The following is a 24,916-nucleotide window of genomic DNA, read 5'->3' as shown; positions in this document are numbered from 1 at the left end:
GGAGTGTGCCCTCCGAAGGAAGGTGGATGAGCTTGAAACAGCATAGACGAACATCTGCCCGCCGCTCGGGGCGGCGGGCTTCTCAAGCAGTGCGGAGGAACTCCCGGCAGCAGCGGCCTGCGGAAGCAATCCCTGTAGTGAATCACCCGGAGCCTTATGTGTCGGTAATCATTCCGGCTATGAATGAGGCGGGAACGATTGCTGCTGTTATTGCCGGAGCCAGAGGCGTTCATCCGCGCTGTGAGGTTATTGTGATAGTCAACGGTTCCGCCGACAATACAGCAGAAATTGCCCAGAGGATGGGTGCAAAGGTTATTACATTTCCGCAGCCGCTTGGGCATGATGTGGGGCGGAGCGTAGGAGCGGAGGCGGCGAGCGGAGAAATTCTGCTGTTTACTGACGGGGATATGGTCATCCCGGCAGCGGAGCTGCGCCCTTTCGTGGAGGCGGTCAGCGGTGGGGCAGACGTGGCGCTGAATGATTACTCCGGCCCGGTCCGCAGCCGGATTCCGCATCCGGTGGTGCTCTCCAAGCATACGCTCAACCTTATGCTTGGCCGGCCTGACCTGCAGGGCTATTCCCTTACTGCGGTGCCCCATGCAATCAGCCGTAAGGCATTGTCATTGCTGGGAAGCGCAATCCTCTCCAGACCGCCGCTGGCGTATGCCCGCGCAGTGCTGGACGGACTGAAGGTGAGGGCGGTGCATAAGGTGCAGGTCGGCAAGATGAATGCGGTCCGCCGAAAGGACGGCGGCAGAGACCCTCTCCAGGAGGTCATTCTCAGCGATCACCTGGCGGCGGTCGCGATGCTGCTTGAACGCAGGGGAGAACGGGCAGGTTATGATGATGCAGGACGGCGAAGGGAGATGGTGCGATGAAGGCGGCAGGCGTAAAGTACAGAAAGCATCAGCAGCAGAGAAAACGGCCGGCCGCCGCAGCGCGTACCTCCAGCATCGGCCCGGCAGTCGCCGCAGCAAGTAACTCCAGCGTCGGCCCGGCAATCGCGCCAGCACGTACCTCCAGCGTCGGCCCGGCAATCGCCGCAGCACATAACTCCAGCATCGGCCCGGCAGTCGCCGCAGCACGTAATTCCGTCATCAGCGCGGCATCCGCTGCCGGGCATAGCGGTTTCACCCGATTAGCGGCTGTGACGCCGCCTGACACTGCTGCCGGTGCTGTATCTGTGTCCGCACTCGGCTCCGGCAAGCGTCCTGTGTCCGGCAGAGTCCGCAAATCCGGCGGCCGCCCGGCCTCCGGCAAAAAGCGGGCTGCCGGCCCCAAGCCCGTAGCCCGCCGGCAGCCGAATGCGGCCCGCGCGAAGCAGGCACAGCAGCCTTCCGGCAAACGGCGCGGCACGCTGTCAGTCATTATCTCGGCAAGGAACGAGGCGCAGACCTTGCCGCTGCTGCTGAAGCAGGTGCAGCGGCTGGCGCCTGATGAGATTATCGTAGTGCTCAACGGGTGCACGGACAACAGCCTTCAGCGTACCCGTACATGCAGGCAGGCAATAATTGTGCATATCCCGGAATCGGCAGGCCATGATGTAGGCCGTGCGCTTGGAGCCAAGCTCAGCAAGGGCGATATCCTGTTGTTTCTTGATGGTGATATGGTTATTCCTGCTCCGCAGCTGGCCGGCTTTACAGCAGCGGTAGACGGTGGAGTAGATGTAGCGCTGAATGATCTGGATCATCTGCTGCCGCCTTTCAAGCTCAGCGATTCTGTCACACGCTGCAAGCTGTACCTCAATATAGTGCTTGGCCGGAGTGATCTCGGAGCAAGCTCGATGACTGCCGTGCCCCATGCACTGTCCCGGCGGGCGCTGGAAATGATCGGGTACCGTGAGCTGATGGTGCCGCCCAAAGCGCAGGCGCTCGCGCTGCTGAAGCAGCTGCAGGTGCAAAAAGCAGGCACAGTCAACGTATTCAAGCAAAACCGGCTGCGCCGGGACAATACCGGAGCCGGCAACAAGATGGAGCAGCTGATAGCCGGAGATCATGCCGAAGCACTGAATATCATAATCGGCCAGCATATCAGTCATATGCAACGATCTGGCCATGCTGAAGCCGTTCATATCGTGCCGGAACAGGACGAAGCGCATTCTGCCCCAAGCCTGCAGGAGCAGCGCAGCAGGCTGGCAGCCTGGAGGAATGCGTTATGACCTTGACCAGCATCATTATCCCAACCTATAACGGGCGTAAGCTGCTGGAGGCCTGTGTCGAATCAATCAGGCAGCACACAGCTTCGCCCTATGAAATCATTGTGGTCGATAACGCTTCCGACGACGGTACGGCAGCCTATTGCCGCAAAAACCGGCTGACCTTCATATCGCTTCCTGAGAACCGCGGTTTTCCGGCTGCCTGCAACATGGGTCTGCAGCTGGCTTCGGGTGACGATCTGCTGCTGCTGAACAATGACGTCATTGTCTCGCATAACTGGCTGTCGAATCTGAAGGGAGCCTTGTACAGCGCGCCTGAAGTCGGCATTGTCGGACCGGTGACGAATTATGCCAGCGGGCGGCAGCAGGTAAGGACGTCTTACAGCGATATGCCCGGGTTTCATGCTGAGGCGCTGGCGGCTAACGTTCCTGATCGTGTGAAATGGCAGGAAACCGTGCGGATTGTAGGTCTGTGTTTTTTATTCAAAAGAACCGTGCTCGACCGTGTCGGCCTGCTGGATGAGCGGTATTCGCCGGGGCATTACGAGGACGATGATTATTGCTACCGTGCAAGGCTGAAGGGCTTCCGGCTGCTGATTGGCGGCGACTGCCTGGTGCATCATGAAGGAAGCGCAAGCTTCAAGCAGGTTTATTCAGCAGAGCTTCAGGAGCTGGTGGAGCGTAACCGTAAGCTTTTTATAGATAAATGGCATTTAGATCCGGCACAGTTCATCTAACCTGCCGGCCCGAAGGCTAAAGACACAGATAATAAAGGAGGAAAGTAAGTGAAAGGAGTCATACTGGCGGGCGGAAAAGGAACAAGGCTTCATCCGCTGACCCGGCTGATGAACAAACATTTGCTTCCGGTCGGCAAATATCCTATGGTGTGTTACGGCATAGACCGGCTGCGCCGGGGCGGGATAACCGATATTCTCCTGATCATCAGCAAGCAGTCTGCGGGGCAGTATACGGATTTTTTAGGCAGCGGTGCGGAATTCGGCGTAAACTTAACCTACAAAATCCAGGAGGCTGCAGGAGGCATCGCAGAGGCGCTGGAGCTGGCGGAAGGATTCATTCTCCCGGGTGAACGGTTTGTCGTGCTGCTGGGTGACAATCTTTTTATGGATGATCTGACGCCTTATATTGAGAAGTATATGCAACAGCCGCAAGGGACGGCAAAAGTGCTGCTGAAGCCGGTTGAGGATGCCCGCAGGTACGGGGTTCCGGTGTTCGATGCTACGGATGCTTCCCTGATTGCTTATATTGAAGAAAAACCGGCGCAGCCGAAAACTAATTTTTGCGTGACTGGTATCTATATGTATGACGAGGCTGTTTTTGGCATTATCAGGCGTATTGCGCCTTCGAACCGCGGAGAGTTGGAGATTACCGATGTGAACAATATTTATGCCGGAGAAGGTAAGCTCAGCTATGATGTGCTCGAGGAATGGTGGAGTGACGCCGGAACGTTCCAGTCCCTGCAGGAGGCCGGAGAAAAGCTGAAGAACACGCTGCCTTAGGGCGGCGTGTTTTTCTGTACATAGGGGCAGTATCTCATGTACGGGCTTTATGCAGGATTTGATCCGGTAAAAGCGGGCTGTTGCGTCTGCGGCCGGCCGATTCTCCACCAGATCAGCTCATCAGTCTCACGGTATCGTTCTGCGCCCAGATGCTGCAGCAGCTTGTGGGAGCCCGTGTTGTCCGGCTCGGTATCAGCGATAATCCACTGTGCCTCAGGATGACTGAAGATCCAATCGCTCAAGCACCGCACCGCTTCTGTCCCATAGCCCTTTCCCCAGTGGCCCTCATCGATCACGTATCCGATAATGACCTCGCCCTGCCCGTTCGGACGTCCCTTTAGAATGAGGAAGCCGATCAGTTGCTGCTCTTCCCTGTGAATTACAGCCCAGCATGTATACCAGAGATAGTGCTCTGCATTCTGCAGCACTTTGGAATAACGCACCTGGATTGCATACAGCATCTCATCATCCAGGACAGCCGGCGCCAGCTTCAGCCCCAGTTCCTGCTCAAGTGCGCCTCCCTAACCACCTGTCAATATATTCCTGATACCCATAGCATCTGTGCCGCAGCAAGCCCTGTTCCTCCGCACCGACAGGGCTTCTGCCGCATATGCTGTAGCAGGGCGTTTGAGCAAAGGAGACATGAAGGTGCAGAATAAAATAACCAAAGTGCTGCAGCACATGGCCCATACGCACGAACAGATGGCGCGGATTCTTGACGCCGAACGCCACGTTGCCGTCCGTATGTCGCAAATAGTCCACGATCTGCCGGATGCGGAGCCTGATTTCGGCGGATTCAGCGGGCTGGTCGAAAGCCACGGCCAGATCAACAAGAATATCATCGCTTATTTGAATGCACTTGCTGATCTGGAGGAGGCAATGGCTGAGGGGGTAGGCCGGGTAATCAAGGAATTAGGCGGCCAGGATGAAGAGTAGCGCTTAAAGAGCAGGAGGCGGAATATGAGCAGGGAAAAGGCTTATCTGCAAATGCTGGAGTCGACCGCTACTATCCAGTGGAACATCGCGATGATTCTCGAGGCCAAAGCGGTGGAGGCGGAAAAGGTCAAGCAGTGGACGCATCATCACATCCACGCCAGATCCTTCGACAACCATGAAGAGCAGCTGAAAGAGACTCTCTCCATCCATGAGGTAATTGTGGAGATGGTAGAGGGGCTGACCAAGCTGGAAAACGGGCTGTACAGTAACCTGAAGGCGGTGCTGGGCAGCGGCGAGGAAGAAGGCGGCGAAGGCTTCGGCGGCATGTCCGGTGACGGCTTCGACTTCGGGGACGACAGCAAATGAGCGGCGGGCTTCTCTCCGAACACGCCGTCAAGCTGGAGATGATCCGCTCCATTGCCCGCAGCCAGGCCGCACTGGCTGCGATACTGGAGAGTATCGCCGAAATTACGGGGCAATCGGAGCTGACGGCCCGCAAGCTGAGTGACAATATCAGAATCCTAAGCCAATATCAAAGCGCCATGTGCCGGATGATGTCCGGTATTTCGCTGCATCAGCCTAAGCAGGGAAAGCCTGCGGCACCATGGCTTAATAAGCATGCGCAAAGGGCGCCGCGACGAGCAAATGGAGTACAGGAGGAGTAAACGGATGAAGAGAAAGAAAGTGACCAAGCGCGCAGGCAGAGCAGTCAAGAGACGGACGCTGCTGGTAACACGGAAGGCCAAAATCCGCAGAGGGGCGGGGCGTAAAGTCCGCAAGCTGCGTTCAGGCAAGACGAAGAGAGGCCTGCTGCTGCGTAAAAAAAGAAGACTCCGCCGCCGGATTGCGGCCCGGAGAGTGCAGGTGGTTGTCCAGCCGCCGGTCCAGGTAACGCCGGCTGCTCCGCTGGTCGTTCCGCTCCCCCCGGATCTGGGCGTCTCTCCGGAAACGCCGGCGGGAGACGCCTATCAGCAGGGCTACACCGAAGCATACAACGTGGGGTTCGACGCCGGTTTCGCCAAGGGCTTCGAGGACGGGCATAAGCTGGAGCTGGGCTGATTAACGGCACGGGTGTAATGGCTGAGGATGGTAATGGAGTCTGTCAGGAGAGCGCTGCCGTTAACAGCAACTGAGGCTCTTTCCGGCAGGCTCCTTTCAGCAGCTGGACCTTTCTGCGCTGCCTGACGGGGATAATCCGGATCATCCGCCACGGGCTTGCCTGTATAGTAAGGGCAGGCCCTGCTGCGGTGCTGCGGTTTGGTGCCGGGCTATTGAATTTGGCCTCTGATGTGATAAACTTCACTAGTGAATCATTGAGAGATTCAAATTTTCAGGCACGGAAAGCAGGGGTACCATGAGCAGTAATGACATCCGTAAAGCGCGGACAGAGGATATGGAAGAGATTATGAAGCTGATCGCCAGATGCGTACAGGTTATGCAGGCGGGCGGCAGCGACCAGTGGGATGACAGCTATCCTAACCGTGAAATCATTGGACAGGATATTGAGCAAGGGACCTTATACACATATATAGACGACGGTGCGGTTGCCGGCATTCTTGTGCTGGACGAGCATCCGAATGAGCTGTACCGGGAGATTCAGTGGAGACAGGAGCAGGGGAAGGCGCTGATTATGCACCGGCTGGCTGTTCATCCCGAAGCCCAGGGTAAGGGCATTGCACGGAAGCTGACTATATACGCTGAGCAATATGCCCTTGAAGCAGGCTACAGCAGCATTCGGCTGGACACCTATTCCAAAAACACGCCCGCTCTGGCCTTGTATCCGAAGCTCGGATATGAACGCAGAGGCGAGATCTTTTTCCCGCAGCGTACGGCGAGCTTTCCGGTATTTGAGAAGGTGCTGGTGCAAGACCAGGAATAGTCTTCTCAGACGTATGGCCGTTGCTAATGCAATTTAATGTTATGTTATATAAAGTTACGCTGAATTGAGGAATTTCATAATAAAAGGTGAAATATAGTATCGATTCTGATTTAAATGTTAAATATGTTGACATGGGTTTTGTCCTTCGTTTATTATGGGGTTATTCAGAACCAATTGAATAATCCTTTTTTTCGTATATCCTTAATAATTGGTTTAAGGGTCTCTACCGGGAACCGTAAATTTCTGGCTACGAAAATATGCTGCGGCATATTTTTGTGGCCTTTTTATGTTATCTGGATTTGGCTGTGCGGAAAGCGATCTGTGAATTGAACGAGGGGGAAACGGACATGGCGAACATACTGATCAAAAACGCGGAGATTATTACAATGAACAAACAGGAAGAAATCGTTCACGGGGATATCCGGATCAAAGATGATCTGATTACAGAAATCGGCAGCGGGCTTACGGCCCAGGGGGATGAGCGGGTTATTGATGCAACGAACCGGACGGTAATTCCGGGCTTTGTGCAGACGCATATTCATCTCTGCCAGACGCTGTTCCGCGGCAAAGGCGATGACCTTGAGCTGATGGACTGGCTGCGAAAACGGATCTGGCCGCTGGAAGCCGCCCATGATGAGGAATCGCTGTATTACTCTGCCATGCTCGGGATCGGGGAGCTGATCTCCAGCGGCACAACGACGATTGTTGATATGGAGACGGTCAACCATACAGATTTTGCATTCCAGGCCATTGCCAAAAGCGGCATCCGTGCCCTCTCGGGCAAGGTGATGATGGATCAGAAGGGCGGCGACGTCCCGGCAGCGCTGCAGGAGGACACGGCGGCTTCGCTGCAGGAGAGTGTAGATCTGCTGGAAAAATGGAACGGCTACGGCAACGGGCGGATTCAGTACGCTTTTTCACCTCGATTCGTGATCTCCTGTACAGAGCCGCTGCTCAAGGAAGTGCGTGACTTGTCTGCCCGTTATAATGTCAAGGTGCACACCCACGCTTCAGAGAATCAGGGTGAGATTGAGATCGTTCAGGCCATGACCGGCATGCGCAATGTTGTATACCTCGATCACCTGGGGCTGGCGAATGAACGCTTGATTCTGGCCCACTGCGTCTGGCTGGATGCTGAGGAGAAGCGGATTCTGCGCGACCGCGGGGTGCATGTCAGCCACTGCCCGGGCTCCAACCTGAAGCTGGCTTCAGGGATCGCCGATACGCCGGGGATGCTGCACGATCATATCCACCTCAGTCTGGGTGCCGACGGCGCGCCGTGCAACAACAACCTCGACATGTTCAACGAAATGCGTCTGGCCGCAGTCATCCAGAAGCCCCACCACGGCCCGACCACCATGGACGCGCGCAGCGTCTTCCGCATGGCGACCATCGGCGGCGCCAAGGCAGTCGGCATGGAAGACCAGATCGGCAGCATTGAGGTAGGCAAAAAAGCCGACCTGGCGATCCTGAACCTCTACAACTTCCACACCTTCCCGTCCTATGATGTCGATCCAATCTCCCGGATTGTCTACTCCGCCACCCGCGCCGATGTCGAGACGACGATTGTCGACGGCGAGATTTTGATGGATAAAGGCCTGCTGAAGACCGTAGATAAAGACACTGTGCTGCATGAAGCCAACCGTTCGATTAAAAGATTGCTGGTGCATACGCAGGTTAGCTGAGGTGTATATTATCGACACATTCGACAAAATACCACTGTTTCGCCAGCTGGATTTTTAACATATGATTGATTTGTGTGAATGCTGCCCACGGTTGTGGGCTGTTTTTTTGTGGAGATATTGTAGGGGGGGATGGTGCCGAACCCTATAAGGAAGGGCGGAGCTCATATTTTTAGGATGAAGTTAGTACGGTTAAAGTCGTTGGAAAGTATACCCGAAACAGAATATATGCCATCCGATTTGGAAAACAATGCTGTGGTGGGAATTCTAACGTGTATGTGCGATGCGTTTAAAATTTCAAAAGCAGTATCGTTCGATGCCGGCGGTTTTGGGCAAGATAATTGGCTTGTTGATTGCAGAACAGACTTGTGCACTGTTATTGAACAGGTTCCTGATATTTTAGACAAAACCAGAGCGGGCATATACGCCTTTGAATTAGATTTTTTCGAACAGGGAACAGAAAGACTGCTTCTATTCGAAGAAGAGGATAACCTTGTTAAGATTACTTGCAGTAGCCGCACAGATTGGGTACCTGATCCCACTTTTGTATATATGGAGAAGGCTGCAGTTTCAAAAATGTTCGAGGACATATACTGCGATTTTCTGGATTGTAGTAGCGTGATTTGTGGGAGGCTGGTGAATCATGCTTTGTTGCAGGAATGGAAAAAATAAATCTATTTCAGGATGTCTTATTTTACTGATATTTGCCAATATATTATCTGCTTTTGTCAATGGCGTTGAGGTTAAGGGGAATGATATTTTTTACGATGTCATAAAAACTTTTCTGCCCGAAGATATAATTTAAGGATTTGGATAGTTATAGGGCTTAAGGTATTTAGATGGAGGCGTGAAAACTGAAATTTTCAAAAAGAAAAAAGCTGATTGTTGTTGGTGCCATTCTCCTTTTATTTATTGCTGCATTAGGCTTTACTATGTATTCACCGACTAAAAATGAGGTTCAGTACAGAACAGATATTAAACCTGTCAGTGATCGGATTCCAAATTTAAAAAACATTCAAAAGGTTTATTGGAGCGCAAAAAAATTTAACGACGATTTTGGACCCACTGCCTATTGGATGAGGGGATACGTGTTTTTGGATCATGCTTCGATAATGAATCTTAAAGCTACCTATACTTGGGAAACAGTGAATCTAAAGCCTAAACTAGACTATGATTTTAATGGAAAGACTCAAAAATGGAGTTACAGCGAGGAATTAAATTCTTTTATGATGGGTTCAAAGTATGTTACAGGTGAAATTTATCTTGATCTAAATAGTGACGTACTTTACTTCGAGATAGAAAAATAGGAAATAAGATACAGCCGCCTGTGATTGAACTCCATGTGGTTTTTTTGGATGTCTGGGGGATGAAGATGATAACTGTATTTAGAATAATTGGAGTAATTGCTATATCTATTGTTCTATTATCCGGCTGCTCTACTGTAGAGTACGGCAGCAAGTATGCTTCGGATCAGGTAACAACCCAATTGCCAACATACAACGATGAGTTAAAGTGGAAATGGGTTGTGGAGGCCGGTGCCTATGCCGATTTGTTTTTTGTAGATGAGGATTGGATTGCGGTTAAGGGCAGTAACGGAAAATATAAGGTGATAGACACAAATGGAGAAACGGTTTTGCCGGTTGAATACGATAGTATTGGCCGTTTCTATGACGGTGTTGCTGTGGTAAGCATGGACGGGAAGACTTCATACATTGATAAAAAAGGAAAAAGCAGACAGGTAAGTGTTAAGTGTTGAATTAAAGTATGATGACGCCGGGAATTTTAGTGAAGGCAAAGCCGCTGTCAAAGTGTCGGATTACACGGAGGATGGGGATGCCTGGGCGTATATAGATTATGGTGGAAATATAGCAATTGATTTTTACCCGTACAACGCTACGGAAGGCCGGATGATTGAGGTTGGAGAATTTAAGGATGGGCTTGCCTTCGTCTCAAAAGACTTATACTGCATTATCGATAGCGAAGGAAATAATGTTTTCTTGGGCGACTCCGCATTTTTTATTAGTGCATTTTATTATGATAAGTATTTGAATGTGATCCCTGGCTATATTTTTACAGATGAAAGTATGAAGGTTCGCAAATATGGCTTAATGGGATTACATGGAGAGCAACGGCTTGCGCCAAGCTTTGACTTTTTGGGAGAAATGAACGGTCCCTACGCTATCGTCATCAATGTAGAGAATGGTGTAGATAAGAAGGGAATTATTGAGATTTATAAATGAATGTACAATTGATCGGGGGGATTTCGCAATAGACTGAAAATTATGCTTTAGGCAACCGCCGACGAACTATAAGTAATCATTTGTAGACACAACTTTACACACTACACCACGGATTTTCCCTCAAATTACAATTGCGGGGAAACAATCTGTGTGAATAGATCTCATTTTTTCTAAATTCTTCAATCTGTTATGCCGACACTAATAATGAGAACTCTTGAACTCGTTCAACCGATACATAAAAAATGAGGTGGCATTATGCAGCTAAACATGTTTGCTTATGGCTTTGCACTACGTAATGACTCATACATCATTGAACAAAAACCTGAACGTCTTCCATCCGTCACGTCCCCGATCGCTGGTTCGTTTTCCACGAATTCTTTATTGCAGCCGTGGAAGCCAGCCATTATTCTAACAAATCAAATGAATGCGATCGGGATCGAAGATTATCGGGCGAATGCGAATAGCATGCGGGAACAGGCAATTCTCCGGGCCGCAACATCTACGATTCGCATCGGAAGAAATGAAGATGGCTCGATCTGGACGGAAAGCATATCCGATCCAGAAGCAGCGCTGGCCAATAAAAGAGCAACAGGCGGAGATTCGGTCATTTCCTGGAAGCATGTAGACTTCAACTTGCAAACGCATGGGATGATGATCGGAGAAACAACGTTGGATGAGGTTGGACAACAGATTGATTACTTTGCTTCGGAATATGCCCAATACAAGAGTCGGATTGAACGCCAATTTACCGGAGAAGAGCAAGCAACCGAATTGGCAAAGCTGGATGATATGTTTGCTCAACGGGTAGGCGAATCTGCCAATCACTTTGCCGAATCGGTCGGTGGATTCTTGGAAGCAAGCGGCGTGCCAGGCGAGCAAGAAGCTATACGGAGCAGCTTCCTCGATATTTACGAACAGCGGAAAACAACTTATATGCAATTTATCCAGGAGAATCCCGACTACGCCAGCGTTGAGGGGACACGGGACGAATGGCTATTGACAGCAGGCGATTTCATGGGAGAACAGCTTCGGTATGCACTAAATTCGCAGCAATCGGAAATGTCAATTAAGAGTGAGAATGGATATAGTATCGACGATTTGCAAGCAGCCGGCACGATGGTCAAAGCTCTAACACAATTGCAAGATCGTTCTCAAACATCTAACCGCTCTGAAGAAGAACTGGGCTTCAAACTGGGTCTTGCTGCCATGAAGTATGAAATGATCTCCGGTCATTTTCAAGTAAGCGATCGCATAAAATCTAAGCTTGATCAAGCGTTCGGCGGATTTATTCAGGGAGAGATTGATCGGGCAGTTGCCTATATTGAGCAGCAGCGGAAAGATCCATTTGTGCGGAATAAAGAAGCGTATGCAGCGGATTATGACAAAAAAGCTGTTTTGAGCCTGATTAAGCAAATGGTGGACAACGTTCGGGCCGATGACGTCAATGCAGCGTTTCGATCCGATCTGAACACGTTTGTCGCTTTATATAAAAACAAAATGAATGACATGCAGAGTGGTCAATTAGCTCGCTATAACGCATACACTAGCGCTTGGGTGAATCAAAACTATGCCAGTGACTGGAATCGTTTTATCCATTCCTTGTCGTCTACTAACCAAAATGATTTAAACCGCTTTCTATTGAAAGATCAAGTGAAATTGATGGATATCTCTGTTTAATTCACATATTTGCAGATGGTGATGAAAAGTTAGTATAATAACCCTTCTTTTTCATTTAAAATAACTTTAATTCTCTCGGCTAGTGGACTATCTCCAACTGGGGCGTTAACATTTAGTCGGACATAAAAAAGGTTTGTAGAATAAACCTATCAAGCTAAGGAGCTGAACTGGCTCATTTATCGGGAGATATGGGGTTTACAACTTGGTCTGGAACGATAGTCCATAGTAAGACAAAATACCTAATTTCTTTATCGCATCTACATAATAATTCAAAGTTCGACAAAATAACACCGTTTTAAAATGTGATTTTCTGTCATATGATTGTGTTAGGCGGGAAGTGGTTAATTTCACAAATATGAATTATGCCCACGTTGGTCTGTTTGCGTGGGCTTTTTGTGCGTACTGATATTTTGAAAGTGTATAGGAGGTTATTTGAAGCAAAGCTACTGTTATCAATTTAGCTATCACTTAAATTTAATTATGAATTAAGGGGAATTGTAAATGAAACTATTATTTAAAAAGACGCTTTCAATAACGCTTATTGTACTAATGCTTTTCATTTCAACAGGGCTGTCTGACCTGAAACACGTACTTGCTGATTCTGTCAGCTCCGAAAACTTAATAGTTAATCCGGGTTTTGAGAATACAACCAGTAATACGGGTGTAGCGGATGGTTGGGGAAAGCATGGGACGGGTGTTTTTAATATTGTTGGTTATCCGATTTCAGGGGGGAGTAAGGCACAAAAGATATCAGTTAATAACCAACCCTATAACGAAATTTCGGCTGTCAAACAAACTGTGAGGGTGGAACCGGGTAGGTCATATACCTTTAGTGGTAGATTCTTTATAGAAAAGATATCCAATGCAAAAGTTCAGTTATATGCTGATTTTTATCAAGGAAATACGATTGTGGATAGTAAAGTATTTGATCTGCCAAGTGAAGCTAGTATTCAGTATCTAACATTAGGCGGTAATGGTATCGTTCCGGATACATCCTCAGTGGTCATCTATGCATTAATTCGGTCAACCTCTAACGGTGGATCAGGTGACGTTATAATAGATAATCTAGTATTTAAGTATACGAATGATTCCAATTTAATTGGAAATGCAGATTTTGAGAATGTTAAAAATGATCAAAGTACTTCTAATGATTGGGATTATGTTAGTTTATCATCTAATTCATCAATAAATACTGTAGCATACCCAGTAATGAGTGGAACTAAAGCTCAGAAAATATCAGCTTCTTCGTTATCTGTAAACGGCTCGGTAGGCGTACTTCAGAAACTGAAAATTGACGGAGGGAAGAGATTTCATATAAGCGGGTCTTTATTTATTGAGGCAATTTCCAATGCGAAGGCTCAAATCTACATAGATTTTATGAATTCTACTAATTATATAGATGCTAGCATTATTGAATATGATCAACTATCAAACGGTGGTTATATCACCTTGTCTAACATTGGGCGAATACCGGACAATGCAACTTACGCTGTAATATATGTACTTCTTAGAGGGACTAAGGCAGGTGGCTCTGGAACAATTTATGCAGATTCTCTGAACTTCCAATATACCGATGATTCTAATCAATTTTCTAATGGTAATTTTGAAAGTCAAGGCTCCTCTACCATAGGAAACGGCTGGCTTCCCAGTTACGGTTTGGACACGCATAGCTTTCAAATAAAAACAGAGGAATATGGAAATAGCGTTCAATATATAAATGCCTCGAACATTAGGGCAAATGAATATGTGGGAGTAAGTCAAATATTAAAGGTATCTCCAAACGAAAGCTATACAATCGGCGGCAGGCTTAAAGTTGAAAGTATTAATAATGCGAAGATCCAACTGTACGCTGACTTCTTCTCAGCCCAAGGAGCATATCTTGATGCGAATGTAGTTGAACACTCCAATACTACGTATGGGGGATACATAACAATCTCAAATACAGGGAAAGTACCTTCAAATGCTGTTTATACCCGTGTATATGCTCTAATTCGAGCTACCCAAAATAACGGTTCTGCAAGCATCTATATTGACGATATGAATTTTAGCTATGACACCAATTTATTAAGTAACGGAGATTTTGAAATTAATAATTTTGGAACAGAGATTCCACATAATTGGACTATTCATAAACAGCTAGAGCTTGCTGGGGGAGTTTTTTTAGTCAAGGATAATCCAGTAGATAGAGCTGTAAACAATAGTTATTCATCCAATGGCCGTTTAGCAATGCAGAGTTTATTGGATGGTGATAAATCATTTAGCATTTTGTTCAAATATGATCGTAATGGAAATCTCACGAATAGAATAATGGCTGCCACTAAAGATGATGGTTCAAGGATTCGTCAGGGGCATAAGTCGCTAAAAGTTTACGCTGCGGACTTGCAAAATAATAATTATGTAGGTATATCGCAGAATATCCGTGTGTTTCCAAATAAATCTTTCAGTGTCGAAAGCTATTTCGATGTAAATATGTTGTACCGATCTAAGATCCAGATGTATATTGACTTCTACGCGCAAAATGGATCTGTTATTTCGAGTAACATTAAAGAAACGGCAGAAGTGAATGGGAAATACGTAGTGTTAGCCAATAACGGAACTGTACCAAGTACTGCGGTAACTGCTACTGTATATTTTCTGCTGAGATCAACTGGTGATCAGGGTGCAGGAATGTTCCATTTGGACTCAGTCAATTTTAAATATAATTAATTTTTTTTGAAGAATTTTAAGTACAAGAGACTATACCAAAAGAGGTGTACATTTTTTTGGAAAAAAGTATGGAATTTATCAACATTATTGTCGTTTGTATTGTATTAGCGTTTTGCCTTCCTCAATTTAAAACCTTTGCTGCAGAGAACACACTGACTGTCAAAGAAGACTTTGAAAAAGGAACTTATACGGGAACTAATTACATCCCGGTTAGCGGGGCCATTACCAATGATCCGCAAAAAATTGTAAATGGAAAATACTCTGCTTTCTTAAGCGCTCAGACATCGGAAGTATGGAAGGAATTCAATCATTCCGATCCGGCAAAAGTGAAATTCGAGAAAAATACGACTTACAATGTAACATTTTCTTATAAATCGATAGATATGCAACCTCAAGATCCAAACCGCTTTTTTTATTTTCTAGCACGTAGTACGGATGGTAAAGAGGATAAAGGTTATTTTACCTGGAACGATGTAAGTGGAAGCACAGGTACAAGAACAATGACAGTTACGACTGGAAGTAAGGATAACTATTATTTAATCTGGGGTATTCACGCCGGGGGAAGCATATCCATTGATGACATCCAGATTATAAAGCAAACTTCAGCTGGCAGTGAGTCGTTTGAAAAGGGTGCCTTTAATCAGACTAATTTTCTTGCAGGCTCCGGTAGTATAACAAACGATCCGGCAAAAGTAATCAGTGGGCAATTTTCTGCTTTTCTTAACTCGGTACAGTCTGAGACATGGAAAGAGTTTGCATACACTGATACTAATAAAGTGAAGTTTGAACAGAATACTACATACCAGGTTACGTTCAAATACAAATCCATCAACATGGCATCAAATGATAGCAATCAGTATTTTTATTTTCTGGCAAGAAGCCAGGATAAAGCTGAAGATAAAGGATGGACAACTTGGTCTGACGCCAGCGGAAGCAGTGGCACTAAGGTCATAACTGTTACTACCGGGGCTAAGGAGAATTATTACCTGATTTGGGGTATTTACAATGGTGGTGCACTTTCTATTGATGATATAGATATTGTAAAGATGAGTGAATCCTTTGAAAAGGGTTCATTTGCAGAGACATCCTTTAGAGCAGGTTCAGGTGTTCTCACAAAGGAACCGGATAAAGTGATCAGCGGACAATACTCTGCCTATCTTACTTCGACAATGAGCGAAGATTGGAAAGAGTTTGCTTATAGCAACCCTGATAAATATATATTCGAAGGAAACACAACTTACAGTGTCACTTTTTCTTTTAAATCATTGAATATGGATTCAACGGATAGTAATCGTTATTTTTACTTTTTAGCTAGGAGTACTGATAATCAAGAAGATAAAGGTTGGACGACATGGAATGAGGCAACTGGAAATAAAGGTAAGAAGACAGTAACATTCACAACCGGAAATAAAGAAAATTATTATTTGATCTGGGGCATTCATAAAGGGGGCGCTATTTCTTTAGATGATATAGTTATCAGAAAAGGTAGTGAATCTTTTGAACGAGGTTCATATAGTAGCACGGGATTATTATCCGATTCCGGAATCATAACAAAAGATCCTTTGAAAGTTGTCAGTGGAATGTATTCAGCTTATCTGAATTCCGCTAAGACAACAGAATGGGCTAATATTGCAGTTACTGATACAAGTAGAGTGAAGTTTCTAAAGAACACAACCTACTCGGTTAGCTTCTCGTATAAGTCCGTTGATATGCAACCTGAGGATATTAATCGGCACTTTTATTTTTTTGCGAGAGGTATCGATAATGTAGAAGTCATAGGCTGGACAAGTTGGAATGAAATCTCAGGAACGAAAGGAACAAAGACCGTAACGTTCACTACAGGGAATCAAGATAATTATTATTTATTGTGGGGAATTAGAAATGGGGGCGCCCTTTCACTGGATGATATTGTAATTGAACAATTAACTACTTATCAATATGATTCCAATGGAAGACTACTAGAAATTCGATATCCGGATAATAGAGTCGTCAAATATACATATGACCTAAACGGAAATTTAATAAAAGCTGCAGAATGATGAGGCTTATGAAACGGAGAAACTCTAAATGAAAAAGTACATCCTATTTATATTTATCTGTATATTTGCCCTTGGTACTGCTCCTTCAGCTACTGCTATGAAATATACTTATACGAAATCAGGACAGTTAGGCTTGGTTAGTGTTTCAGAAGGGAAGTACATAAGCTTTCAATATGATAATAACGGAAATATGATCGGAAGGAAGAGTTTAACATGCCAGGATTCGGAATATAAATTTATTAATATCAATAGTGGTAAAGCATTAGATGTATACGCGGGGGACACAAACAATGGATCAAAAGTACAGATTGAGTCAGATAACGGAACGGATGCACAGCGGTGGTTGCTATGTAATGCGCCAAACAATACCTATAAGTTAATTAATGTAAACAGCGGCAAGGCTCTTGATGTAGCAGATGGTAAAATAACGGATGGAACCCGAGGGCAATTATGGAATGATAATGGAACAGATGCTCAAAATTGGCGCTTGGTTAGTAATGGAAATGATATCTACACATTTGTTAATGTTAATAGTAATAAAGTGCTTGATGTAGCAGGCGGAAGTGTGAGTAGCGGTACAACTGTACAAATATGGACTGGGAATGGAACAACAGCTCAACAATGGAAAATGGTAAGGGCACTTTCAAATGGTACAGAACTCAAAATAATAAATGCCGGTAATGGAAAAGCTATAGATGTCTCAGGGGGGCAAACAGCTGATGGAACACCTGTACAAGTTTGGACATCCAATAATACGACGGCTCAAAGATGGAAGATATTTGATACGGGAAGTAATCGATATAAATTAATAAATGTTCATAGTGGTAAAGCTTTAGAAGTGGCAGGTGGTGGTGTTACGAATGGATCGGGTGTGCAGATTTGGGACGATAATGGAACGGCTTCACAACAGTGGACTTTAACAGAAATTACTAACGGCGTATATACATTAATGAACGTAAACAGTAATAAGATGCTGGATACACCGGGTGGAAGCAGTATAGACGGCACTCAATTACAAATCTATACAGCGAATGGAACTACCTCGCAACAGTGGAAATTGATTAAGTAAGCTCAAACAAAATCGTCTGAGACTCTCATTACGCTCTTTTTGTGCAATTTAGATATAATTGAGGATTAGGATGAAATTATATACGGATTATTCGCTGAATCTCTACTATATTTATGTTATCCTACAAATTTCAACTATTTCCATAATGAAGTCGATCCTTTATGATGGGGAAGGAAAATACATATGAAGGAAACTTAATTCATACAGTGGTGCAATTGACTGAATGACGGATGGCATCGTGTGAAATTCCACATGGTTAGTATGGATTGGTAAGAATGTAAGGAGGAGAAAGGAGACACGAGGAAAAATCTTTATCTTTATATTGATTTGTTCATGGAGGGATGTTAGTGAAAGATTTTAAGAAAAGGAACTTTTATATTAGGGGATTGAAGAAAATGAAATTTATATATAGGATAGCTCTTGTTCTCATTATTATTATTGTCTTTACTAATAATGTTTCTATTAAAATCCCGATTACTACTAATTTTCCTATAGTTGGGGAGATTCCGCATGCGTTAGCTGCTGATAATCTTAACGGATTAAAGGGTGAATATTACGACAATAATGACCTTACTGGGTTAAAGTTCACGCGTATAGATTCAACTGTGAATTTTAATTGGGGTTCTGGATCACCAGGTTCTTTAATAGGAGAAAATACTTTCTCTGTAAGATGGACAGGAATGATTAAACCTAAATACAATGAGGTTTATACATTTTATATGAATTCGGATGATGGGGTTAGAATCTGGATTGATGGTCAATTGATTATTGATAAATGGGCAGCACAGGCAAGTGAGTTAATAAGCCTCCCTATTAATTTGAAAGCTGGACAGAGCTATAAAATCCGTATCGAGTATTATGAGGATTACGGTGGTGCCGCTGCAATATTACAATGGGCAAGTACAAGCCAAACCAAACAAGTTGTTCCCCAAAGCCAATTGTATCCACCTCAAGATAGTCCGGGAACGGGATTAAAAGGAGAATATTACAACAACTCTGACCTTACTGGACTAAAATTAACACGAATAGATGCCAATGTTAATTTTAATTGGGGTGAGAATGCTCCACACGATTCAATAGGAGCGGATAATTTTTCTGTAAGATGGACAGGTACGGTCAAACCTCAATATAGTGAAAGTTATACTTTTTACATAAATTCAGATGATGGTGTCAGGCTTTGGGTTGACGGGAAGTTAATAATTGATAAATGGAAGGTACAGGCTAGTGAACTGACTAGTTTACCTATTAGTCTAAGCTCAGGACAAAATTATGATATTCGAATTGAATACTTCGAGAATACAGTAGGAGCTGCTGCAATACTCAAATGGTCGAGTGCAAGTCAAGTCAAACAAGTAATACCCCAAAATGTATTGTATCCACCTCAAGGAGTTCAAGGGGTAGGACTCGCAGGGGAATATTATAACTCCATGGATCTTAGTAACCTAAAAATGTGTCGTACAGATCCTAGCATAAATTTTAATTGGGGAGCCAATTCTCCCGACCCTAATATGAAATCGGACTCTTTTTCAGTGCGATGGAGAGGAACATTAGAGGCCAAGTATAGCGAGAGCTATACGTTTTATGTGAATGTAGATGATGGAGTACGTTTATGGATAGATGGCCAGTTAATCCTTAATCAATGGGGAGATCAATCTGCACAATTTGCAAGTAGCAAGATAAATTTAATAGCTGGTAATCACTATGATATTCAACTGGAGTATTATGAAAATTCAGGTGGCGCAGCAATTAGCCTTCTATGGGGAAGTCTCTCACAAATGAAAGAGGTTGTACCTCAGATGTATCTTTACCCGCCTGTCGAATTGCAAGGTGTTGGTCTTATGGGGGAGTACTATAATAATATGGATTTAACAGAACTGAAAACGATACGCACTGATGGTAAAGTTGATTTTAGTTGGGGAAATGGTTCTCCAGATCCGGGCATCGGTGAAGATACTTTTTCTGTAAGATGGACTGGATACATAAAACCAAAATTGAGCGAAACATATACATTCTATGCTGATTCGGATGATGGTGTTCGTGTTTGGGTTAATGATCAGCTAATAATAGATAAATGGATTACTCAAGCCAGTGAAATAACTAGTCTTCCTATATATTTGACCGCTGGGTTTAAATACCGCATTCGGGTTGAATATTTTGAAAATGGGGGCGGAGCGTCTTTTCGATTGTCTTGGTCCAGTAATAACCAGGTAAAAGAGACAGTACCTCAATCTCAGTTATACTTACCACCAGTTTCATATGCTCCACTAGAGTATCATTATGATTCTAATGGACGATTAGACTATATAAGATATCCTAATTCTGATATTGTCCGCTATTATTATGACTCTAACGGTAATTTGAAAATGAAGATAAAGAGTTATTGAATAATGAAGTCAATCATCAGCAAAACCTCAGACGAATTTTCCGTCTGAGGTTTTTGCGTAAATGAACATCTGTCTGATAAGAAGGAGTAGTTTATTATGCATTTCTTTATATTGTCATAAATAGTGCAGAATATTCATTTATTTCTACTCAATTCCCTATTTTTCGACAAAATACAACCATTTTCAAATTCTATGTAATCCCTTATGATTGTGAAGGAAAATACATATGAGGGAAATTTCATTTCATACATTAGTGCAAATGTACTGAATGGCGGGAACCCATTGTGCGATATTCTACATGGGTTTTTTATTTTGAATCAAAAACGGGGGGATAAGCAGAATCGTATTCAAATTTTGTTTGAAGATCTGTGGGGGATATTAGTGAAATATTATAAGATTATTGGTTTTTTATTAGTGTTTATAGTCTTGGCTCCGCCTTTCGCGTTTGCTGAGTCTAATATAGTCTACCATTATGATTCAGGCAACCGCTTGGAGTATACGATTAATTCATCGAACAACGTTACTTATTATCTGTATGACCGAAACGGAAATCTTAAACGTAAGGTTCCCACACCAGGCTATCCTGTTTTTACATCCTCAAGTATAGAGGGCTGGGAGGCGTATAAATTAAGTGATAATAATCCCGGTACATTATGGTCAAGTAAGAATAAGGGAACTGATAGTGAAGCGGAGTGGGTGACCGTGGATATCGGGAAAAATAGTATTGTAAGCGGGGTTCAGCTAACCCCAAGGGGCAAGCTGGCATTTCCGGTGAATTTCAAAATACAATCCAGTGATGATGCGGAAACATGGATAGATATTCCGGGACAGTCTTACAGCAATTATATTAACGATGGTTCTGTTCATACTTTTGAATTTGTTTCCAGGGTCATAGGGAGATACATAAGAGTTTATGCTACCAAGCTTGGTACTGATGATAATGGAGGGTATTACTTTCAGCTTGCTGATATTAAGGTTCAGGAATCCACTGTAGCGGCCTCCTCTACAACGAATGGTTGGCCGGCATCCCGGCTGGTTGATCAAAATCCTTCAACAGTCTGGTCAAGTATAGCCCGTTATCCGGCGGCGAGTACAGAATGGGTGGTCGTGGATGCGGGGACAACTCAAATGATCGGTGGCATTCAATTAACCCCAAGAGGCAATCTTGGATTTCCTGTTGATTTTAGAATACAGAGCAGTAACGACGCCAAATCTTGGGCTGATATACAAGGGCAGTCCTACACAGGTTATATAAACAACGGTTCCGTTAAAACCTTTACCTTTGATGCACCTGTAATTGCCCGGTATATACGGGTTTATGCTACCAAACTGGGTACTGACGATAATGGAGGATATTACTTTCAGCTTGCTGAAGTGAAGCTTCAGGCATCTACTGTAGCCACATCGTCTACAACAAGCGGTTGGCCGGCATCCCGGCTGGTTGATCAGAACCCTTCAACCACCTGGACGAGTATAGCGCGTCATCCATCGACTAGTATAGAGTGGGTAGCTGTTGATTCAGGAGCTACACAAACAATTAGAGGTATTGAATTGACTCCAAGAGGTAATCTTGGATTTCCTGTTGATTTCACAATACAGAGCAGCAATGATGCTAAATTCTGGACAGATATAGAGGGGCAGTCATACTCAGGCTATATAAACAACGGTTCCGTAAAAACTTTCACTTTTAAAACTCCTGTAGTTGCCCGGTATATACGGGTATATGCTACTAAACTGGGCACTGACGATAATGGAGGATATTACTTTCAGCTTAATGAGTTCCGGATTATAAAATGAGTGGAAAGATAAGATATGGGCTAACATTGAAAACTAAGGAGTGGAATTAACATTCGGAGAACTATAAGCTTTGTTCTAGCAAGTGTACTTTTCCTGTTTTTGTTTAGCAATTATATTTATGCCGAGTATTATGAATATAATTCGGAAGGGAGATTAGTAAATCAAGACATGGTTAACGGTGCCAGCTATTCATATCAATACGATAAGAACGGAAACGTTATCAAGAAAACATATAATAATGACATTGCTTTGGGTAAGCCAGCAACTGCAATTGCATATAGTGGTTCAAACCAACCCTCTAGAGCCAACGATACAGATCGAACAAATAATAGTTTTTGGGGAGTTGACTTAAACGGAACATCTAAATGGTGGAAGGTTGATTTAGGAGACATATATGAACTAAATAGAGTGGTTCTACGAAATTACGTGGATGGAACCCGTTACTACACATATAACATTGAAGCGAGTGTAGATGGAGTGAATTGGATTGAGGTTGCTAAGAAAACAAATTCAAGTGTAGCTACAGATCAAGGGGATAGTTATACGTTGCAAAATATTAACGCTCGTTATATGCGGGTAAATATGAATTCCAATTCTGCTAACTCGGGAGTACATATTACCGATTTTCGTGCATATGGAGAGAAGGCGTCAATAGCGCTATATAAACCTGCAACAGCAGTATCATATAGTGGTTTAAACCAACCTTCTAGAGCGAATGACACAGATCGAACAAATGATAGTTTCTGGGGAGTTGACTTAAACGGAACATCTAAATGGTGGAAGGTTGATTTAGGAGACATATATAAACTAAATAGAGTGGTTCTACGAAACTACGTGGATGGAACTCGTTACTATACATATAACATTGAAGCGAGTGTAGATGGGGTGAATTGGATAGAGGTTGCTAAGAAAACAAATTCAAGTGTAGCTACAGATCAAGGGGATAGTTATACGTTGCAAAACATTAGCGCTCGCTATATGCGGGTAAATATGAATTCTAATTCTGCTAACTCGGGAGTACATATTACCGATTTTCGTGCATATGGAGTCAAATTATAGGCCGGACTTTAACTACTAAGCTCTTTCTAAAAATTTAATATATGGGAGGTATTATGTTCAGATTATTAGCTCCCTGAGATATACAAAAGATTGGAGTATATCACACTGACGTCAGAAAATATATTTATTCTCACTATAATTCTAATGGCAACTAACTTTAGGAAGTTACAAGTGATGACTAACTGTATTCCTTAAGCTTGCATCAGGAGTTTATTCGGTATTTAAATAAAAGAAAAATCTTGTATTACTGATTATTATCTTAGTTTTAAATGTTAAATATCAATTCGAGGGAGCTGAAAATGAATCGACTTAAACTAAGTATGTTTATCTTTATGTGTTTATTATTCGGGTAAGTATCAATTGCCGAAGCGGCTGAAGCTCCAACGTCCAGCTATATTATTTTAGATATGGGAGGATCAGTGCCAAAACAACAGATATTTGTTTACAACCAAGGTAGACTAGAGACGCTGATTCAGCAGGATAATTCAATTATTCAATATACATATGATTCAAACGGAAACCTAAAGGGACGACAGAAAGGCTACTCTTCTGAACCATATGTTTTTAGCTTAACGGCAGTTTCATATGATATATACATAAAGGGAGTTCCGGATACCGTGTCCTTGGTGCGCTTTCCAACATGGACTGAACAAGATGGACAAGACGATATTGAATGGATTGTTGGAGAAAAAGTAGCTGCAGGTGTATGGAAAGGTACTGTAGTTTTCTCAAATCACGGCGGGCTAGGAACATATATTACACACGTATACATTGATCAGAAAGGTATAGTTGGTGTAAGCGCACAAGTTAAAGACACCAGGAAAATAACAAGTCCACAAACAGCATCATTAGTAGATGGATTCTATGAGATTTATGTAGAAGGAGTTGCCCGAACTGTATCGGAGGTTCGTTTCCCTACATGGACTGAATACAATGGGCAGGATGATCTTGTGAATCCTTGGATTACCGGCGAGAAGATAAATGATACAACTTGGAAAATACGTGTTCCGTTCAGCAAACATAACTTTGAGACGGGGAACTATTTTACTCATTTCTATTATTTGGACAAATATGGGAAGATACTGGGTATTGGTGGAACCACAGTTACTGTTAGCGGTGGAACGACAGGACCGAAGGAACCCAAACGTTCAAATGGTTCTTACGAAGTCTATATTTACGGTGTAGATCCGGCAGCATCAAAGGTTCAGTTCCCAACCTGGACAGCATACAAGGATCAGGATGATATTGAATGGATTGATGGAGTGAAAGTAGCCAATGGCGTATGGAAAGCGACTGTGTATTATTCCAAACATAATTCCGAGACAGGAAGCTATATTACTCACATCTATGCGGATGGAAAGTATGTAGGAGCTTGGACTGCTAATGTCATTGCTCAGTAATCATGTACTTATATGCATTAATAATGAAGATACATATTTATTTATAAGAGGAGTAGGATATGAAGAATCTAGGACGTAAGCTTTTAATTATTTTATTGGTTATTTCTATTGTATTGCCTGATTTGGGTGGGCAAATGTGGTCATCTTATGCGGCGGCGGAAGGCAGTATTGCTAGAGATTCTGATAGTATTACTGCTGAACCCTTGAGCGAAGAGACCGTGTCAACCGGAACCTATGATGCCCCTGCGGTAGATTCAACTCCAGGCATTGTACAGGAGTACCCGGATTATATTTTGAAAGGCCAGGAGATTGATCCATCAGAGGCTCCAGAAATGGAAACGCAAGAGGATCGTATCCAGGCCATCAAAGAGAAGTA

24 protein-coding genes and 1 riboswitch are annotated in these 24,916 nt (G+C 44.2%); of the genes, 23 read left to right on the top strand and 1 reads right to left on the bottom strand.

Annotated elements, in window-relative coordinates:
- Window positions 1-26 precede the first annotated feature (26 nt).
- Genes BN3772_RS25280 through BN3772_RS25265 form a run of 4 tightly spaced genes read left to right on the top strand, consistent with a single transcriptional unit; the run spans window position 27 to window position 3,672 of the window.
- Window positions 27-878 carry a glycosyltransferase family 2 protein gene (locus BN3772_RS25280; RefSeq protein ID WP_042203090.1) on the top strand — a complete coding sequence of 284 codons (852 nt, stop codon included), beginning with the start codon at window positions 27-29 and terminating at the stop codon, window positions 876-878.
- A complete protein-coding gene (locus BN3772_RS25275) occupies window positions 875-2,158 on the top strand; it encodes a glycosyltransferase family 2 protein (RefSeq protein WP_052380685.1) in 1,284 nt (427 codons plus the stop codon). Before BN3772_RS25280 ends, BN3772_RS25275 begins: the two co-directional genes overlap by 4 nt.
- Entirely contained in the window at window positions 2,155-2,892 is a 738-nt protein-coding gene (locus BN3772_RS25270; RefSeq protein ID WP_042203089.1) for a glycosyltransferase family 2 protein, read from the top strand. Before BN3772_RS25275 ends, BN3772_RS25270 begins: the two co-directional genes overlap by 4 nt.
- Window positions 2,893-2,940: 48 nt before the next feature.
- The gene (locus BN3772_RS25265) at window positions 2,941-3,672 is read left to right on the top strand and encodes a sugar phosphate nucleotidyltransferase (protein ID WP_042180322.1); all 732 of its coding nucleotides are present in this window, start codon (window positions 2,941-2,943) and stop codon (window positions 3,670-3,672) included.
- A gap of 47 nt (window positions 3,673-3,719) precedes the next feature.
- On the opposite strand, the gene BN3772_RS25260 is transcribed toward BN3772_RS25265, so the two are convergent.
- Window positions 3,720-4,133, bottom strand: coding sequence for a GNAT family N-acetyltransferase (locus BN3772_RS25260; RefSeq protein WP_052380684.1), 414 nt, complete (start codon window positions 4,131-4,133; stop codon window positions 3,720-3,722).
- A 181-nt stretch (window positions 4,134-4,314) separates the two neighbouring features.
- On the opposite strand from BN3772_RS25260, the gene BN3772_RS25255 reads away from it, so the two are divergent.
- The 19 genes from BN3772_RS25255 to BN3772_RS25165 form a co-directional block, all read left to right on the top strand.
- The gene (locus BN3772_RS25255) at window positions 4,315-4,608 is read left to right on the top strand and encodes a nucleoside-diphosphate sugar epimerase (protein ID WP_081947748.1); all 294 of its coding nucleotides are present in this window, start codon (window positions 4,315-4,317) and stop codon (window positions 4,606-4,608) included.
- A gap of 24 nt (window positions 4,609-4,632) precedes the next feature.
- Window positions 4,633-4,974, top strand: a complete 342-nt coding sequence (locus BN3772_RS25250; RefSeq protein ID WP_042180317.1) for an alpha-helical endospore appendage domain-containing protein — start codon at window positions 4,633-4,635, stop codon at window positions 4,972-4,974.
- A complete protein-coding gene (locus tag BN3772_RS25245) occupies window positions 4,971-5,273 on the top strand; it encodes a hypothetical protein (protein ID WP_042203088.1) in 303 nt (100 codons plus the stop codon). The genes BN3772_RS25250 and BN3772_RS25245 overlap by 4 nt, the downstream gene beginning before the upstream one ends.
- Before the next feature lie 4 nt (window positions 5,274-5,277).
- Window positions 5,278-5,667 carry a hypothetical protein gene (locus BN3772_RS25240; protein WP_052380683.1) on the top strand — a complete coding sequence of 130 codons (390 nt, stop codon included), beginning with the start codon at window positions 5,278-5,280 and terminating at the stop codon, window positions 5,665-5,667.
- A 295-nt stretch (window positions 5,668-5,962) separates the two neighbouring features.
- Window positions 5,963-6,487 carry a GNAT family N-acetyltransferase gene (locus BN3772_RS25235; protein ID WP_042203087.1) on the top strand — a complete coding sequence of 175 codons (525 nt, stop codon included), beginning with the start codon at window positions 5,963-5,965 and terminating at the stop codon, window positions 6,485-6,487.
- Window positions 6,488-6,658: 171 nt separating this feature from the next.
- Window positions 6,659-6,757, top strand: a riboswitch (purine riboswitch).
- A 77-nt stretch (window positions 6,758-6,834) separates the two neighbouring features.
- On the top strand, window positions 6,835-8,172 hold the full coding sequence (locus BN3772_RS25230) for a 5'-deoxyadenosine deaminase (RefSeq protein WP_042203086.1): 1,338 nt from the start codon (window positions 6,835-6,837) through the stop codon (window positions 8,170-8,172).
- Between the two features lie 174 nt (window positions 8,173-8,346).
- Window positions 8,347-8,841, top strand: a complete 495-nt coding sequence (locus tag BN3772_RS25225) for a hypothetical protein (protein WP_157643650.1) — start codon at window positions 8,347-8,349, stop codon at window positions 8,839-8,841.
- 422 nt (window positions 8,842-9,263) lie between these two features.
- On the top strand, window positions 9,264-9,476 hold the full coding sequence (locus tag BN3772_RS30770; protein ID WP_157643649.1) for a hypothetical protein: 213 nt from the start codon (window positions 9,264-9,266) through the stop codon (window positions 9,474-9,476).
- 59 nt (window positions 9,477-9,535) lie between these two features.
- A complete protein-coding gene (locus BN3772_RS25215) occupies window positions 9,536-9,925 on the top strand; it encodes a WG repeat-containing protein (RefSeq protein ID WP_052380682.1) in 390 nt (129 codons plus the stop codon).
- Complete coding sequence (locus tag BN3772_RS25210) at window positions 9,912-10,409, top strand: WG repeat-containing protein (protein ID WP_052380681.1); 498 nt, start codon at window positions 9,912-9,914, stop codon at window positions 10,407-10,409. The genes BN3772_RS25215 and BN3772_RS25210 overlap by 14 nt, the downstream gene beginning before the upstream one ends.
- Before the next feature lie 255 nt (window positions 10,410-10,664).
- The gene (locus BN3772_RS25205) at window positions 10,665-12,086 is read left to right on the top strand and encodes a hypothetical protein (protein WP_042203082.1); all 1,422 of its coding nucleotides are present in this window, start codon (window positions 10,665-10,667) and stop codon (window positions 12,084-12,086) included.
- A gap of 501 nt (window positions 12,087-12,587) precedes the next feature.
- On the top strand, window positions 12,588-14,792 hold the full coding sequence (locus BN3772_RS25200) for a carbohydrate binding domain-containing protein (RefSeq protein WP_042203080.1): 2,205 nt from the start codon (window positions 12,588-12,590) through the stop codon (window positions 14,790-14,792).
- Between the two features lie 56 nt (window positions 14,793-14,848).
- Window positions 14,849-16,831 carry an RHS repeat protein gene (locus BN3772_RS25195; RefSeq protein WP_042203079.1) on the top strand — a complete coding sequence of 661 codons (1,983 nt, stop codon included), beginning with the start codon at window positions 14,849-14,851 and terminating at the stop codon, window positions 16,829-16,831.
- A gap of 28 nt (window positions 16,832-16,859) precedes the next feature.
- Window positions 16,860-17,900: an RICIN domain-containing protein gene (locus BN3772_RS25190; protein WP_042203078.1), complete on the top strand. Its 1,041-nt coding sequence runs from the start codon at window positions 16,860-16,862 to the stop codon at window positions 17,898-17,900.
- A 347-nt stretch (window positions 17,901-18,247) separates the two neighbouring features.
- On the top strand, window positions 18,248-20,284 hold the full coding sequence (locus tag BN3772_RS25185) for a PA14 domain-containing protein (protein WP_052380680.1): 2,037 nt from the start codon (window positions 18,248-18,250) through the stop codon (window positions 20,282-20,284).
- A 312-nt stretch (window positions 20,285-20,596) separates the two neighbouring features.
- On the top strand, window positions 20,597-22,081 hold the full coding sequence (locus BN3772_RS25180; RefSeq protein ID WP_167336694.1) for a discoidin domain-containing protein: 1,485 nt from the start codon (window positions 20,597-20,599) through the stop codon (window positions 22,079-22,081).
- A gap of 99 nt (window positions 22,082-22,180) precedes the next feature.
- The gene (locus BN3772_RS25175; RefSeq protein WP_157643648.1) at window positions 22,181-23,140 is read left to right on the top strand and encodes a discoidin domain-containing protein; all 960 of its coding nucleotides are present in this window, start codon (window positions 22,181-22,183) and stop codon (window positions 23,138-23,140) included.
- 419 nt (window positions 23,141-23,559) lie between these two features.
- Window positions 23,560-24,540 carry a GBS Bsp-like repeat-containing protein gene (locus tag BN3772_RS25170; RefSeq protein WP_052380679.1) on the top strand — a complete coding sequence of 327 codons (981 nt, stop codon included), beginning with the start codon at window positions 23,560-23,562 and terminating at the stop codon, window positions 24,538-24,540.
- A 59-nt stretch (window positions 24,541-24,599) separates the two neighbouring features.
- Window positions 24,600-24,916 (top strand): hypothetical protein (locus tag BN3772_RS25165; RefSeq protein ID WP_042203074.1); only part of this gene is annotated, 317 nt, incomplete at its 3' end.

The organism is Paenibacillus camerounensis (assembly GCF_000723885.1).
Classification (GTDB): Bacteria; Bacillota; Bacilli; order Paenibacillales; family Paenibacillaceae; genus Paenibacillus_AQ; species Paenibacillus_AQ camerounensis.
Note: the sequence above shows the minus strand (reverse complement) of the source record. Positions and strands in the feature narration are given on the sequence as shown.